Raw genomic sequence first — 13,813 nt, 5'->3', positions numbered from 1 at the left:
GATGAGCCTCCTCGTCGAGGTCACGTATGAGTTCGCCACCGGGTCGTCGCGTCAGTACGCGCCGACGGGTGTGATGTTGGGTTCGATGCCGAGGCGGTCGCGGCCGTAGATCTCGTAACCGACGGACGGGATGTGCGCCACGTGGCGGAGGCCGACGTGGAGGTCCTTCCAGAACCTCGAGAGGGGATTGGCGGTGGCGAACGCCGAGGAGCCGGCGATGTACATCAGCTCCTCGATCGAGTCGTGGATCAACTGCGCCGCCTGTGCGCAGGATGCCTTGTGCCGGGCGGAGTCCAGCGGAGTCCAGGGCTGCCCTGCGACCGCGTAGGTGTCGATCTCCTCGGCGGCATGCAGGATGAGCAGCCGGGCGGTGTCGAGCTGGGCGGCGATCCTGCCCAGGTGATGCACCACGACCTGGGACTGCGCCTTGGGCATGAACGTGGTAGTGACCAGCGGCTTCTGCTGTACGTTCTCCTCGACCAGCTCCAGCATCGCCACCGCGCCGCCGAGCATCAGGCCCAGTCCGGTCGCACGCAGGGTCGGGAGCAGAGGCTGGCGGTCGGATGCCTCCGTGAAGTGCCGCTTGTTGGGATCACGGAATCCGAACGGGCGATCGGCCGTGACGATCATGTCGTCGGGTACGAAGAGGGCGTCGACGACGATCGTGTCGGAGCCGGTGGCCTGCATACCGACCACGTGCCAGGTGTCCTCGATGGTGACCTGCTCCATCGGCACGTAGGCGAAGTTGATGCCCGGCGTGACCGGCTTGCCCTCGTCGCCCATGTGCACGAAGCCGCACTGGGCCCACTTCGCCTGCCGTGAGCCCGAGCTGTAGGGGAACTTGCCGGTGATCCGGTAGCCGCCGTCCACCTTGGTGCCGATGCCGGGCGGGTTGTAGGCGCCGCAGATGATGGTCGGTCCCTGTGCGAAAAGGCCCTCCTGCAGGGCGTCCGGTCCGGTGCTGGCGACCCAGGTGGTCGAGTTGAGGATCTGGACGACCCACGCTGCGGCGGGGTCGCCCTGCCCCAGCTCCATCTGGAACTCGGTGTAGGCCCGGTTGGACAGCCCGGCCCCGCCCCACCTGCGTGGGGTGGCCAGCGAGAACAGGTCGAGCTTGTGCAGGGCGGCCTCGACCTCAGGGGTCAGGGTGCGCAGTTCCTCGGCTCGTGCGGCCTGCTCCCTGAGCAGGGGGCGGAGCTTGCGCGCTTCCTCGAGAAGCTGGGGCAGGCGGCTGTCGTCGTAACCCTCGACGTCCCGGGTCTGGGGCAGTGCGTCGTCAAGTGCGGTCATGGTGGTCCGCTTCCTTCCGTGCCGGTCGCTCGGTGCTTCCGGCGATGATGTGGTGACGGGGGTCAACCGGCTTCGCGGTCAGACCTGCGTGCTGTCGCGGGGTCTGGTGCCGGCGGCTCACCCCTTGGCGTCGAGTTCGGCGACGAGCCGTTCGCGAAGCCGGAACTTCTGGATCTTGGTGGCGGACATCGGCCACGTGTCCACCAGGCGCAGGTACCGGGGGACCTTGAACTTGGCCAGCCCGGCCCGGCAGAAGTCGAGCAGTTCCTCCGTGCTGGCGGTCTCCCCGGGGACCAGTTGGACGAAGGCGGCCGGGACCTCGTCGTACTTGGTGTCGGGCACTCCGACCACGGCAGCCATGAGCACGGCCGGGTGGGTGGTGAGATATGCCTCGACCTCCAGGGCGCCGACGTTCTCGCCGCCGACCTTGAGCATGTCCTTGCTGCGGCCCCGGTACGTGAAGTTGCCGTGCTCGTCGAGCGAGGCAAGGTCGCCAGTGGTGAAGAATCCCTCCGAGTCGAAGGACTGCGCGGTCTTGGCGTCGTCCCTGTGGTAGCCGCGGAAGACGCTGTAGCCGCGCACCCAGACCGCTCCGGTCTCGCCTGCCGGCAGTACCTCGCCGGTCACGAGGTCGCGGATCTGCACCTCCATGCCGGCGAAGGGCTTGCCGCTGGTGACCCTTGCCTCCAGCGGGTCGTCGAGCCGCCCCATCACGGGCGAGCCGCCCAGCTCGGTCGAGCCGTAACAGCTGACGATCACAGTGTCGTCGCCGAGCTTCTTCTGGTAGTCGCGCAGCAGGTCGGGCGGGCCGACGCAGAGCACGGCGCGCACGCCCGAGAAGGTCTCCGCAGTACGGGAGGGGTGCTCCAGCATCGGGCCCAGGAGGGTGGGATAGGCGGGATACATCAGGGTGACCCGCTCCCGGACGACCTGCTCGACGGCCTCGGCCGGGGTGAAGTGCGACATCGACACGTACGCGGCCCCGGCCCGCAGCACGCCGGCGAGCGGGGCCTGGGCACTCACGTGGAACAGGGGCAGCGGGTTCCACATCCGGTCCTCCGCCGTGATGTGAAAGCCCTCCGCTCCGACGGCCGCGCCGAGCTCCATGACCGAGGAGTGCGGCAGCGGGCAGCCCTTGGGCATGGACGTCGTACCCGAGGTGTACATCATGATGTACGGGTCGTCCGGGGAGACGGCCTCGGCCCGGGCCCGCACCTTGGCGGGGTCCTGGTCCGCGCCCAGGTGCCCGAACTCCTTGCCGCCCAGGAATCCGGCCGCCTGACGGGACCCCAGGACGACGGCGTGCTCCAGATCCGGCGCGTCCTCCAGCGTGAGCCGCTCCCCGGATCGGGCCTCCCGGAGGGCCGGGAACACCTCGTAGACTCGGGCGACATAGTCGACGTACTCGTCGACCACATCGGTGAGCAGCAGAACCTTTACTCCCGAGTCCGGGATCACATAACCGAGCTCGCGTGGGCTCAGACGGGCGTTGATCGGCACGACCAGGGCGCCGGCCATGGTGGCACCGACCAGGGCGTGGACGAAATGCATGGAGTTGGGCATCAGCAGCCCTACGGAGTCGCCCGGTCGGACGCCCAGCGCTTGCAGGGAGGCCGCAACGGTGAGGCAGGACGCCTCCAGTTCCCGGTAGGTCTCGCGAGTGTCCGGAAAGACGAAGGCATCGCGATCTCCGTGGCGGCGGGCGCCCTCCATCACCAGTCGAGGGAGGGTGAGTCCCGAATCCGTCATGTATTGCTCCCTGGGGTGCGGGCCACGGGAACAGGGAGGGCCGTGGCAGTGCTCGAGGACACGAGTGCGGGTGTCGAAGGAAGAGGAAGGGAAGAGGGGCCGGAACGGCCCGTGTGCTCGGCCGGACGGCTGGATCGCGAGGGCTCTTCGTGCTGCCCACCAAACGGTGGGTAGGTAAAAGTCCTCTGGATTCTAGGAAGCCAGGCGCGCCGGGGCAAGACTTGCGCTTTTGTCCGCCTGATGTTCGGGCGGCCTCAGATGCGTCGCGACGTCGCCTCCAGCCCCCAGCGGACACGTGACCAGCTGATCGCGATCTCGTCCGGGGTGAGCGAGGCCTGCAGGCCGGCCATCTTCAGGTCACGTCCCCAACGCTGCCAGCGGCTGCTGTCGTACATCCCGCTGGCGTCTCCGGCGGTCAGCAGCCGCTCACCCGCCTGAAGCACCAGTTTCGCGGCCTGGGTCATGTCGCGGCGGAGGCGCACCCGTTCCTCCAGTCCCAGCTCCCGGCTCTCGTGGCCCAGCATGCGCAGCTCGGCGAAGCCGTCTCTGAGCACCTTCGCCGCGGTGTCGATCTCGAACGAGGACTCGGCGAACTTCAGCTGCGTCACCTCGCGCTGGAACGCCTTCTGGCCGGAGTGCAGGTCGACCCGGCTTCGGGCCCGCTCCTCGAAGATGTCCAGCAGTCCTTGCCCCATCCCGATCAGCGGGGCGAGCAGCAGCAGGTTGGCCACCAGGTTCGGCGGCACCTGATAGAGCGGTACGTCGGGATAGAGCTTGGCCCCGGGTGACCCGCCGGCGCGGAAGTCGGAGCCGGGCAGAATACGGTGCGGCGGCACCCACGCGTCGTCGATCACCAGCGACTTGCTGCCGGTGCCTCGCAGCCCCATGACGTACCAGTCGTCAACGATCCGGAAATCCCGGCGGGGCACCATGCAGACGCCGAGCGGGGCGGTCACGATGACCCAGTCCGCGTAGTCGATACCGCTGGAGAACTTGATCACGGTATCGGTGATGCGCGCGCCGCCACGCTCGGGGGACGCGTTCATGCGCATCACCGCGGAGGCGGTGGAGGACAGGGTGTCCGGGCCCGGACCCCAGTACTCCTGCTGGAATTCCAGCTCCATCATGCCGACCAGGAACTGGTGCCCCGGCCACTGGCTGGTCATCCATGCGGTCGACGGGCAGCCGCGGCCGACCTCGCGAGCTACCTGTGCCGCGGTGTCGAGCGAGGCGGACAGGCCCCCGAAAGGAATGGGCTGCCCGGCCAGGTGGAACTGCTTCTGCTTGAGTTCTTCGACGTTCTCGGGCGGGATGCGTCGCAGTTCCTCGGCGCGGGCGCTGCGTTCGATGAGTGTCGATCGCCACTGCCCGGCTCGGGCCACCAGCTCTTCATGGGACGGCCCGACGTCTGTCGCCCTGGTCAGCGATTCGGTCACGTTCAGTTCTCCCGGTCGCGCGGAGGGGACTCGGACGAGTCGCCGACTGGCACGGGAACGTGCACCTGAACCGGTACCCCGTCCCGACTACCAAACGATAGGTTGGTGGCTACCATAGAACCGGAATGCCGCCCGGTCGAGCCCCGTGACGAGGGAATCGCAATGAGGTGAACGCCATAGCCAAAGTTGCCATACAACCGTTTGGTGGGTGTTGACAGGAGGGAGGGGCGGCCCTTGAAAATGAAGGCGTTGATCAGCCTGGACGCCCGCAGCGGGGCTCGCCATCGGGGGCGCTCAGAAGCCTGTCCCCGACGCCCTGAAGGGCTGTCGCCGTTCCCTATCTCCCCGAGACCCCTGCGGAGTCATCTTGCGCATCGCCAATCTGGCCGGACGTCTGGTCATCGTCGTTCCCACGCCGAAGGGCCCGACCGCAGTCGACGTGGAAGACGCCACGTCAGGCCGCTTCTCTTCCGATCCCCACAGCGTCTACGGGCGCTGGGACGAGTTCCGGAGCTGGGCCGCCGAGGCGGAACTCCCACCCGGCCGTCCCTTCGCGGTCGAGGAACTTCACGCACCGTCGCCCACGCCGAGCCAGGTCCTCGCTATCGGCCTGAACTATCGCGAGCACGCCGCCGAGACCGGCCACGCCGTTCCGGACACACCTCTGCTGATGTTCACCAAGTGGCCGACCTGCCTGACCGGCCCGGTCACCACCGTCGAGCTGTCGGCGGACGGAAACACCGACTGGGAGGTGGAGGTCGTCGCGGTGATCGGACGGACGGCCCGCAACGTCGCCCCACAAGATGTCTGGGACCACGTCGCCGGTCTCACCGTGGGTCAGGATCTCTCCGAGCGAGTCATCCAGATGTCCGGTCCGCTGCCCCAGTTCAGCCTCGGCAAGTCGCTCCCCGGCTTCGGACCCACCGGGCCCTGGCTCATCACACCCGATGAGTTCACCAACCCCGACGACCTGGAGTTCGGCTGCGCGGTGAATGGCGAGGAGGTACAGAAGGGACGCACCAGCGACCTCGTCTTCAGCATCCCCGAGATGGTGGCGGGCCTCTCCCGGCACATTCCGCTGCTGCCCGGAGACGTGCTGTTCACCGGCACCCCCTCCGGCGTGGGTGTCGGGCGCAAGCCCCCGCGTTTCCTCGCGCCCGGTGACGAACTCGTCAGTTACGTCGAGGGCATCGGCGAGCTGCGCCAGCGCTTCACCGCCTGAACCTCCCTGGCTGGACCACCAGCCAACCCCGCCCCCCTCAACTGTGACAGGAGGCCGATCCGATGGCCCTGCACCGGCTCTCGTCGGTCACGATCGGCGTGCCCAACGTCGACGAGACGATTCGCTACTACATCGACTTCGGACTGCATCCGGAGGAGGACGGCTGGTTGTCCACCCTGGACGGAGGCCGTCAGCTCCGCATCGTCCACGCCCCGGTCCGGCGACTGATCGAACTCGTGATCGGCGTGGACGACAGGGACGACCTTCACCGCATCGCTTCCCGACTGCAGGGCCTTGGTATCGACTCCGTGCCCGGTCAGGGCACGCTGACCGCGGTGGAGCGGGTCACCGGCGTCCGCGCCGTCATCGCGATCGAACCGCGGATACAGCAGCCCGAGGTCCCCCCAACCCCGTACAACGGGCCGGGACGGCTTGAGCGGACCGGGACCAGGGCGCCCGGTGTTCTGCGGGAAGGGCCGGTCCGGCCGCGCAAGCTGGGCCACACGGTCATCGGCTCCACGGATTTCGAGACCTCGCAGTCGTTCTTCACTGACGGCATCGGGTTGAAGATCAGCGATCAGATGAAGGGCGCGGCGGCATTCATGCGCTGCTCGACGGACCATCACAACGTGCTGGTCCTGCGCGCTCCGGTCAACTTCCTGCATCACACGTCCTGGCAGGTGGACGACGTGGACGAGGTTGGCCGGGGTGCCTCGGCGATGCTGGCCGCCGATCCCGCACGGCATGTCTGGGGCCTCGGGCGGCACCATGCCGGCTCCAACTTCTTCTGGTATCTCAAGGACCCGGCCGGCAACTTCAGCGAGTACTACTCCGACCTCGACTGCATCGTCGACGACGCGCTGTGGACACCTGAGACGTTCGAGGGCGCCAAGTCGCTGTTCAGCTGGGGTCCGCCGCCGCCCCCGTCGTTCGTGGAGCCGGAGGACCTGGCCGCGCTGATGACGGGGCAGCACTCACTGCGCTGAGCGGCGCTTTCGCTCAAGGGCTGGATCAGGGGCCGCGACCATTCACCGGTCGCGGTCCCTGATGCATGTGTGACGTGGGGTGGGCGTGCATCACCACCGGGGCCGCCCCGGCTCCTCACGGGCCGGCCCCCGTCGTTGTCATACTGTCCGTGCCCGGCTCGGACCGTCGCCGTCCCTTGCGGCACCCGCCCGCCAGACCGGTCGAGCCGGACCTCCCGCAGCGGGCAGATCACCGCTGCCAGAAACCCGCTTGCCCCACGCGTTCCATCATCGGTTGGGATGCGGCTGCTCACAGCAGCGCCTGGACCTCGTCGCCGTGGCCAGGATCGTCTCACCGGTGGTGTAGCCGCCCGGAACCGAACTGAGGAACGCCGCGAGACTCGCCACCTCGATCGGCTGGCCGGCGCGGCGCAGCGGATTGTTTTCAAAGAAGCGGTCGAGCATGTCCTGGGAGGTGACACCGGCCTCGTTCGCGCGCGCCTGCAGCCATGCCCGCGCCCTGTCGGTCTCCACCGATCCGACCGCGATCGTGTTGAAGGTGATGCCGTACTGACCGTAGTCGCCGGCGAGGGTCTTGTTCAGACCGACGGCGCCCGCACGGGTCGAGTTCGCCAGTACGTAGGAGAACAGCGGTGTGGTTCGGATCGGTTGTCTGGCCGTGCCTGACCCGAGCGTCACCACACGGCCGAAACGCTTCTCGATCATCCAGGGCAGGACCGCGCGGACCATGTTGGCGTAGCAGATGGTGACCAGGTGGAAGGCGTACCGGAAGTCCTCGTCGTCGAGGTCGGCGAATGCCCCCGGCCTGGGCGCCTGGAGGTTGAAGACGGCGATCTCCGGGGCGCCGAACGTCGGGCGAACTCTACGGCGCGGGCGTAGCCCTCCACTTCGGTGAGATCGGTGGTGAAGCCGACGGCCTCACCACCGGCGTCGCGGATGGCATCCACTGTCTCGTCGATCGCCCTCTTTCGCGGGCCAAGACCACGACTCGAGCGCCTGCCTTGCCGAACAGCTTGCTCGCCTCGTGTCCGATGACTTTGCTGCCGCCGGTCAGGAGTGCGACCTTGCCGGCGATTCCAAGATCCGTGTCTTCCTCCTCGTATGCACACATGCCAACCGGACTTGCGGGGGCACGGGGCGTTTGGTGAGCGGGTGGCCACGGAGCGGTCGGCGGCAACTCGGCCCACTCGGCGTGAAACCGCAGACCGTGACCTTCAGCGGTCAGACAACGCCGACCGCTCGCCGCCGACTGTTCTCAGGGACGGATACGGATCGTCGCGGTCCCCTGCAGAACCCTCGTGCCGGGGCGGTCGAGCCAGACTTCGCAGGTGACCGTGCCGTCTTCGGCCGCGTCGGTGACGGTGCCTGACGCCGTGACCCGGTCGCCCGCGAAGACGTTGGCGAGCAGCCGGGTGGACAGGCCGGTGACCCGGCCTTCGGGAAACGCCTCCCGCAGCATGTTGAGCAGGTAGGCGATGTTGACGGGTCCCTGGTTGACCGGTGCTTCGCCGATGCCGAGCGCCCGCACGGCGTCGGCGTCGACGTGGATGACGTTGGGGTCGCCGAGGATCAGCGCCATGACGTGCATCCGGGTGGCCTCCACCTCGCCCGTCCAGGTGGGCAGCTGGTCTCCGCTGTTGATCACGTCTGCTCCGCCTCTCTCCGGGGCAGCACGAAGGTCTCCCGGCAGCGGGCCACCACCCCGCCGTCCGCTCCGCGGACCTCGTACTCGACGGTGACCAGGTCGAACACGCCGAGCGCGCGGCCCTTCTTGCGTGCGGCTCCCGTCACGCGCGCAGTGACCGCGTACTCCACACCGGCCTCGAAGGGCTCGAGCATGTCCAGATCGCACTCGCCGAGCATCGGTCCGTCGGCGCCACTGCTGCCGAACAGCCCGAGAAGCCCTTCGACGCCGAGGCCGATGCCGGTCTGCGCGGCGACGAAGGACCAGATCGGGTGAGGTTCGGGGGAGGGCCCAGGCGGGGTGGGAGCGAGCACCGCGGCGTCCAGCATGCGGCTGACCACCGGGTCGATCCGGTAGCGGCCCGGCGGGAGCTCGGTGCCGACGAGGGCGACGAGCTCTGCCTCGGCGGGCACGGTTGCGGCGCCCATCAGAACGACCTGGGAAGGCCGAGCCCCTCGGCGATCGTGTTGCGGGCCATCTCGTTGGTGATCGGGCCGATCCGGAAGAGCCGGGCGTCGCGCCAGTAGCGCTGCATGTCCGTCTCCGCCGAGTAGCCCATACCACCGAGGATCTGGATGCCGAGGTCGGCGGCATTGACCGCGTGCTCGGACGCGATCACCTTGGCCATGTTGGCCTCCTGACCGCACGGCAGGCCCTGCGACTGCAGCCAGGCCGCCTTCTGTACGACGAGCTCGGTCTGCGCGCGCCACATCGCGATGTTGGCGACGTGGTGCTGGAGTGCCTGGAACTCGCCGATCTTGTGCCCGAACGCCTCACGGACCTGCATGTAGGCGAGCGCGTCCTCAAGTACCCCGTCCAGGATGCCCAGGCAGAACGAGGACAGCATGATCCGCTCGTTGTTCAGGGTCGGCAGCAGCATGTACCAGGCGCGGTTGGGCTCGCCGAGCACAAGATCGTCCGGAACGAACACGTCGTCGAGATAGACGTCACAGGAACCCATGGCCCGCATGCCGAGCTTGGGGATCTCGCGGATCGTCACGCCCTCGGACTTGGCGGGCACCGCAAAGAGTGTGACGCCCTGATGGCGCTTGGGCGCGTCCTTGTCGGTGAGGGCCAGCAGCAGGATGTAGTCGGCGACATGGGCCGCCGAGCACCAGGTCTTCTGCCCGTTGAGGATCCAGCCGCCGTCGCCGCGCACAGCGGTGGTGCGCATCATGCCCAGCAGGTCGGTGCCGCCGCTGGGCTCGGTGAACCCGATGGACCAGCGAGAGCGGCCGGCCGCGATCTCGGGCAGGAAGCGCCGCTTCTGCTCCTCGCTGCCGTACAGGCCGATCGACTTGCCGCCCGCGAACGAGGTGATGCCCCAGATCCACGTCAGCCCGGCGAGTGAGCGGGCCAGCCCGCGGGCCAGGGTCATCTGGGTGAGGATGTCGCCGCCCTGGCCGCCGTACTCCTCGGGGATGCCGATGCCGTGGAAGCCGGCGTCGGCCAGCTTGTCCCACAGGGCGAAGGGGTAGTCGTGCTCGGCCTTCTCCAGCTCGCGGGCCCACTCCTTCGGGGCCTCTCGCTCGACCCAGTCGTGCACGAGCTTGGCGAGGTCCTGCTGTTCCTCGGTCAGCTGAAAGTCCATGAATGCTCCTTACCGGTCAAAGGCCTTGCTGGGCCCTGGAGTTGGGGTATCCGGCTGCAGGACCACCTTTCCGAAGACTTCGCCGCTCTCCAGCCGGGCGAAGGCCTTGGGCGCGTCCGCGAAAGAGTGGATCCCGTCGATGTGCGGGCGGATTCCGTGGTGCACGCACAGCGCCAGCACGGACTCCAGATCGCGGCGGCGCCCCATTGCGCTGCCACGAACGGTGATGTTGTTCAGCGAGAGCCGTGACAGGTCGGCAGCGGGACCGGCGCCGGTGGTCCAGCCTGCGACCACGACGGTGCCGCCCGGGCGGACACTGCGCACCGAGTGACCCCAGGTCGCCTCGCCGACCGTGTCGATCACGGCGTCCACGCGCTCCGGAAGCCGCTCGCCGGAGGCGAACGTGCGGTCGGCGCCGATTGCGGCGGCTTTCTCCCGCTTGGCCTCCGAGCGGCTGGTCACCCACATCCGCAGGCCCGCCGCCGCGCCCAGCTGGATGGCGGCGGTCGAGACCCCGCCGCCGGCGCCCTGCACCAGAACGGTGTCTCCGGGGCGGACGTCGGCGCGGTCGAACAGCATGCGAAAGGCGGTCAGCCAGGCCGTGGGCATGCAGGCGGCCTCCGCGAAGGTCAGCTGCCCGGGTTTGGGCACCAGGTTCGCGGTGGGCACCACCACCTGCTCGGCGAAGGCCCCGCCGAGGCGGTCGGAGAGGGTGCCGCGGCGGGGGTCGAGGAGTTCGTCCCCGCCTCCGCGGGCGGCCTCGGCGACGAGGGCGTGGACCACGACGGGGGTGCCGTCGGGTGTGGTTCCGGCCACGTCACAGCCCAGGACGTGCGGGAAGGCGGCGACGCCTCCCGCACCGCGCAGGGTCCACAGGTCGTGGTGGTTGAGAGAGGCGGCGGCCACCGTGACCAGGGTCTGTCCGGGGCCTGGTGCGGGGAGCGGCAGGTCTGTGACATCGACGCAACGCACTGGGTCGTCAGCGTCGGCAGAGGTAGCGACGACTGCTTTCATGAGGGCGACGCTAGCTTACCTGCCAACTGTTTGGTAGATAGGATCGGGATTCCACCTGCCAACTGTTTGGTAGATAAGGTGGAAGCCCTGTACCGGCACTGCTGTGACCAGTGCAGACGTGCCGAACCACATCTGGAAACACACGGCGAGGAGGCCGACAGTGCAGGTACAGAACTCGGTTGCCCTGATAACAGGCGGAGCGGGCGGGCTGGGAGCCGGCGTGGCCCGGATGGTCACCGCCGGCGGCGGGCGAGCAGTCCTCATCGACCTCCCCTCCTCGCCCGGCAAGGAACTGGCCGCGGAACTTGGGACGGACAGCGCCCTGTTCGTCCCCACCGACATCACCGACACCGAACAGGTGGCGTCGGCGATCGTGGCCGCCCTGGAGCGGTTCGGCCGGATCGACCTCTGCGTCAACGCGGCCGGGGTCAGCCCCGGCATCCGCACGATCGACCGCTCCGGAAAGCTCTTTCCGCTCGATGTCTTCCGCGCCGCCGTGGAGATCAACCTCATCGGGGCGTTCGACGTCTCCCGGCAGGCAGCCCTGGCGATGACCCGCAACGAGCCGGGGGAGGACGGCGAGCGGGGACTGATCGTCCAGGTCTCCTCCATCGCCGCGGTCGAGGGGCAGGTCGGCCAGACCGCCTACACCGCCTCCAAGGCGGGCCTGGCGGCGATGGTGCTGCCGCTGGCCCGGGACCTGGCCCCGTCCGGCATCCGCGTCATGGGCGTGATGCCCGGCATCATGGACACCCCGATGCTGGCTGGCCTGGACGACAAGCGCCGCTCGGCCCTGGTGGGGCTGAGCCTGTTCCCCAAGCGGCTCGGCACCCCGGAGGACTTCGCCGCGCTGGTCCGGTCCTTCATGGAGAACACCCTGCTCAACGCCGACGTCGTGCGCCTCGACGCCGCCGCCCGGCTGGTGTGAGCATGCGCAGGACACTGTTCACCGAGGCGCACGGGGACTTCCGGGACGCGTTCCGTTCGTTCCTGCTGAGGCACGCAGTCCCTCACACCCAGCGGTGGGAGGACCAGGGCTTCGTCGACCGCCCGTTCTGGAAGGAGGCAGGAGCGGCGGGGTTCCTCTCCTTCGAGGCACCGGAAGAGTACGGCGGACTGGGCGTCGACGACTTCCGCTACAACGTGGTCATCGCAGAGGAACTGGTGGCGAACGAGATCGCGGGGGACGGATTCGCCCTGCACAACGACATCGTCACGCCCTACCTGCTCCACCAGTGCAGCCCGCAGCAGCAGCGCCGCTGGCTGCCCGGCTGCGTCGCCGGCGACACAGTGACCGCGATCGCGATGACCGAGCCCGGTGCGGGCTCCGACCTGGCGGGCATCCGCACGACGGCGCGATTCGAGGGCGACGAGGTCGTGCTCGACGGTGCCAAGACGTTCATCACCAACGGGACCACCGCCGATCTGGTCTTCGTCCTCGCCCGGACCGGCGAGGCAGGCGGCCGCGGAATGACACTCGTCGCGGTCGAAACGGGCACGGCCGGCTTCGAACCGGGCCGTCCCCTGCACAAGATCGGGCGGCGGGCCCAGGACACCGGCGAAATGTCCTTCACAAGGTGCCGGGTGCCGGCTGCCAACATCGTGGGAGAACCGGGCCGAGCGCTGGAACTCGTGAAGCGGAACCTTCCACGCGAGCGGCTGTCGATCGCCGTGACCGCGGTCGCCGGAGCCCGGCGCGCCTTCGAACTGGCCCTGGACTACTGCAAGGAACGCCAGACCTTCGGCCAGACCCTCGGCAGGCACCAGACGGTGCTGCACCGCCTGGCCGGAATGCACACCGCGATCGAAGTGACGGCCAGCCATGTCGACCGCTGCGTCGAGGCGCTGAACGCCGGAGAACTGACCGCCGAAGAAGCCGCCGCCGCCAAGCTCTGGGCCACCGAGACACAGTGGTCGGTCACCGACCAGGCCCTGCAGTTCTTCGGAGGCTACGGCTACATGGAGGAATACCCCATCGCTCGCATCTGGCGTGACGCGCGCGTGCAGCGCATCTACGGAGGGACCAGCGAGATCATGACCGAGATAGTGGGACGGGGGCTGCTGCGATGAACGGACTTGACCTGACCGGGCGGACTGCCCTGGTCACCGGGGGCTCACGGGGCATCGGCAGCGCGGTCGTGCGCAGACTCGCCGCCGCGGGCGCCGACGTGGCCTTCTCCTACCGGCGCGAAGAGGAACAGGCCGCGGCCCTGCGCGACAAGCTGCTCGCGGACGGCCGTCGGGCAGAGACGTTCCAGGCTGACCTCGCCGAGACCGGGGCTGCCGCTCGGCTGCACCGCGCCTGCGTGGCGGAGCTGGGCGTGCCGACCCTGCTGGTGTGCAACGCGGGCAACGCCTCGCGCGGCAACGCCGTCACCGAGACCCCCGAGAAGGAGTTCGAGCTCCTTTGGCGGGTCCATGTCCTGTCCACGCTGGAGCTGCTGCGAACCGCCATACCGGCGATGAGGGCGTCGGGCGGCGGCTCCGTGGTTCTCGTGTCCAGTTCCTACGCAGCCTCCCGCCCCGCGGGCACGGCCCCTTACGTCGCGGCCAAGTCGGCGCTGGAAGGCATCGCGACCGTGCTGGCCAAGGAGGAACGCCCGCACGAGATCCGGGTCAACGTCGTTGCCCCGGGCCTGGTGGCCACGGACATGGGCGACCGGCTGGTCCGCTCTGGCGGCGTCCACCGCAGCGCGAGCGACCTGGACGCAGGGGCCCCCTTCGGCAGGGTGTGCCGGCCCGAGGACGTGGCTGACGTCGTCCTCACCGCCCTGGCACCCCTCTCATCCTACGTCACGGGGCACCGCTACGTCGTGGACGGCGGTGACTCCCTGTGACACT

General features: G+C 68.8%; 12 protein-coding genes and 1 pseudogene. 5 read left to right on the top strand and 8 right to left on the bottom strand.

Annotation, left to right across the window (positions count from 1 at the left end):
• Nucleotides 1-51: 51 nt before the first annotated feature.
• The 3 genes from ACFY1E_RS12425 to ACFY1E_RS12415 all read right to left on the bottom strand — a co-directional run bounded on the left by ACFY1E_RS12425 (nucleotide 52) and on the right by ACFY1E_RS12415 (nucleotide 4,475).
• Nucleotides 52-1,290 carry an acyl-CoA dehydrogenase family protein gene (locus ACFY1E_RS12425; RefSeq protein ID WP_389074570.1) on the bottom strand — a complete coding sequence of 413 codons (1,239 nt, stop codon included), beginning with the start codon at nucleotides 1,288-1,290 and terminating at the stop codon, nucleotides 52-54.
• Between the two features lie 117 nt (nucleotides 1,291-1,407).
• Entirely contained in the window at nucleotides 1,408-3,039 is a 1,632-nt protein-coding gene (locus tag ACFY1E_RS12420) for a class I adenylate-forming enzyme family protein (RefSeq protein ID WP_389074567.1), read from the bottom strand.
• Nucleotides 3,040-3,293: 254 nt separating this feature from the next.
• Nucleotides 3,294-4,475: a hypothetical protein gene (locus ACFY1E_RS12415; protein ID WP_389074565.1), complete on the bottom strand. Its 1,182-nt coding sequence runs from the start codon at nucleotides 4,473-4,475 to the stop codon at nucleotides 3,294-3,296.
• Between the two features lie 367 nt (nucleotides 4,476-4,842).
• Between ACFY1E_RS12415 and ACFY1E_RS12410 the strand changes: the two genes are divergently transcribed.
• Complete coding sequence (locus ACFY1E_RS12410) at nucleotides 4,843-5,697, top strand: fumarylacetoacetate hydrolase family protein (protein ID WP_389074563.1); 855 nt, start codon at nucleotides 4,843-4,845, stop codon at nucleotides 5,695-5,697.
• A gap of 62 nt (nucleotides 5,698-5,759) precedes the next feature.
• Nucleotides 5,760-6,683: a VOC family protein gene (locus ACFY1E_RS12405; protein ID WP_389074561.1), complete on the top strand. Its 924-nt coding sequence runs from the start codon at nucleotides 5,760-5,762 to the stop codon at nucleotides 6,681-6,683.
• A gap of 267 nt (nucleotides 6,684-6,950) precedes the next feature.
• On the opposite strand, the pseudogene ACFY1E_RS12400 reads toward ACFY1E_RS12405, so the two are convergent.
• The 5 genes and pseudogenes from ACFY1E_RS12400 to ACFY1E_RS12380 all read right to left on the bottom strand — a co-directional run.
• Nucleotides 6,951-7,520 (bottom strand): annotated as a pseudogene (locus tag ACFY1E_RS12400) (SDR family oxidoreductase); the annotation flags it as partial.
• 418 nt (nucleotides 7,521-7,938) lie between these two features.
• A complete protein-coding gene (locus ACFY1E_RS12395) occupies nucleotides 7,939-8,328 on the bottom strand; it encodes a MaoC family dehydratase (RefSeq protein WP_389074559.1) in 390 nt (129 codons plus the stop codon).
• Nucleotides 8,325-8,795 (bottom strand): hypothetical protein, encoded by a 471-nt coding sequence (locus ACFY1E_RS12390; protein ID WP_389074557.1) that lies wholly within the window; start codon nucleotides 8,793-8,795, stop codon nucleotides 8,325-8,327. The genes ACFY1E_RS12395 and ACFY1E_RS12390 overlap by 4 nt, the downstream gene beginning before the upstream one ends.
• Nucleotides 8,795-9,958, bottom strand: a complete 1,164-nt coding sequence (locus ACFY1E_RS12385; protein ID WP_389074555.1) for an acyl-CoA dehydrogenase family protein — start codon at nucleotides 9,956-9,958, stop codon at nucleotides 8,795-8,797. Before ACFY1E_RS12385 ends, ACFY1E_RS12390 begins: the two co-directional genes overlap by 1 nt.
• Before the next feature lie 9 nt (nucleotides 9,959-9,967).
• Nucleotides 9,968-10,972, bottom strand: coding sequence for a zinc-binding dehydrogenase (locus ACFY1E_RS12380; protein WP_389074553.1), 1,005 nt, complete (start codon nucleotides 10,970-10,972; stop codon nucleotides 9,968-9,970).
• 103 nt (nucleotides 10,973-11,075) lie between these two features.
• Here ACFY1E_RS12380 and ACFY1E_RS12375 point away from each other — a divergent pair, with 103 nt between their 5' ends.
• Genes ACFY1E_RS12375 through ACFY1E_RS12365 form a run of 3 tightly spaced genes read left to right on the top strand, consistent with a single transcriptional unit; the run spans nucleotide 11,076 to nucleotide 13,809 of the window.
• Entirely contained in the window at nucleotides 11,076-11,900 is an 825-nt protein-coding gene (locus ACFY1E_RS12375; protein WP_389074550.1) for an SDR family NAD(P)-dependent oxidoreductase, read from the top strand.
• 2 nt (nucleotides 11,901-11,902) lie between these two features.
• Nucleotides 11,903-13,042: an acyl-CoA dehydrogenase family protein gene (locus ACFY1E_RS12370; RefSeq protein WP_389074548.1), complete on the top strand. Its 1,140-nt coding sequence runs from the start codon at nucleotides 11,903-11,905 to the stop codon at nucleotides 13,040-13,042.
• Nucleotides 13,039-13,809, top strand: coding sequence for an SDR family NAD(P)-dependent oxidoreductase (locus ACFY1E_RS12365; RefSeq protein ID WP_389074546.1), 771 nt, complete (start codon nucleotides 13,039-13,041; stop codon nucleotides 13,807-13,809). Before ACFY1E_RS12370 ends, ACFY1E_RS12365 begins: the two co-directional genes overlap by 4 nt.
• Nucleotides 13,810-13,813 lie beyond the last annotated feature (4 nt).

Source organism: Streptomyces sp. NPDC001604, from assembly GCF_042893475.1.
Classification (GTDB): Bacteria; Actinomycetota; Actinomycetes; order Streptomycetales; family Streptomycetaceae; genus Streptomyces.
The sequence above is the reverse complement of the archived record's forward strand: the minus strand, read 5'-3'. Positions and strand labels throughout refer to the sequence as shown.

Excerpts from the sequence above, each read along its gene's own strand:
- ACFY1E_RS12370 (WP_389074548.1), top strand. The coding sequence starts at position 11,903 with ATGCGCAGGACACTGTTCACCGAGGCGCACGGGGACTTCCGGGACGCG.
- ACFY1E_RS12390 (WP_389074557.1), bottom strand. The coding sequence starts at position 8,795 with ATGGGCGCCGCAACCGTGCCCGCCGAGGCAGAGCTCGTCGCCCTCGTC.
- ACFY1E_RS12385 (WP_389074555.1), bottom strand. The coding sequence starts at position 9,958 with ATGGACTTTCAGCTGACCGAGGAACAGCAGGACCTCGCCAAGCTCGTG.
- ACFY1E_RS12405 (WP_389074561.1), top strand. The coding sequence starts at position 5,760 with ATGGCCCTGCACCGGCTCTCGTCGGTCACGATCGGCGTGCCCAACGTC.
- ACFY1E_RS12425 (WP_389074570.1), bottom strand. The coding sequence starts at position 1,290 with ATGACCGCACTTGACGACGCACTGCCCCAGACCCGGGACGTCGAGGGT.
- ACFY1E_RS12380 (WP_389074553.1), bottom strand. The coding sequence starts at position 10,972 with ATGAAAGCAGTCGTCGCTACCTCTGCCGACGCTGACGACCCAGTGCGT.
- ACFY1E_RS12420 (WP_389074567.1), bottom strand. The coding sequence starts at position 3,039 with ATGACGGATTCGGGACTCACCCTCCCTCGACTGGTGATGGAGGGCGCC.
- ACFY1E_RS12365 (WP_389074546.1), top strand. The coding sequence starts at position 13,039 with ATGAACGGACTTGACCTGACCGGGCGGACTGCCCTGGTCACCGGGGGC.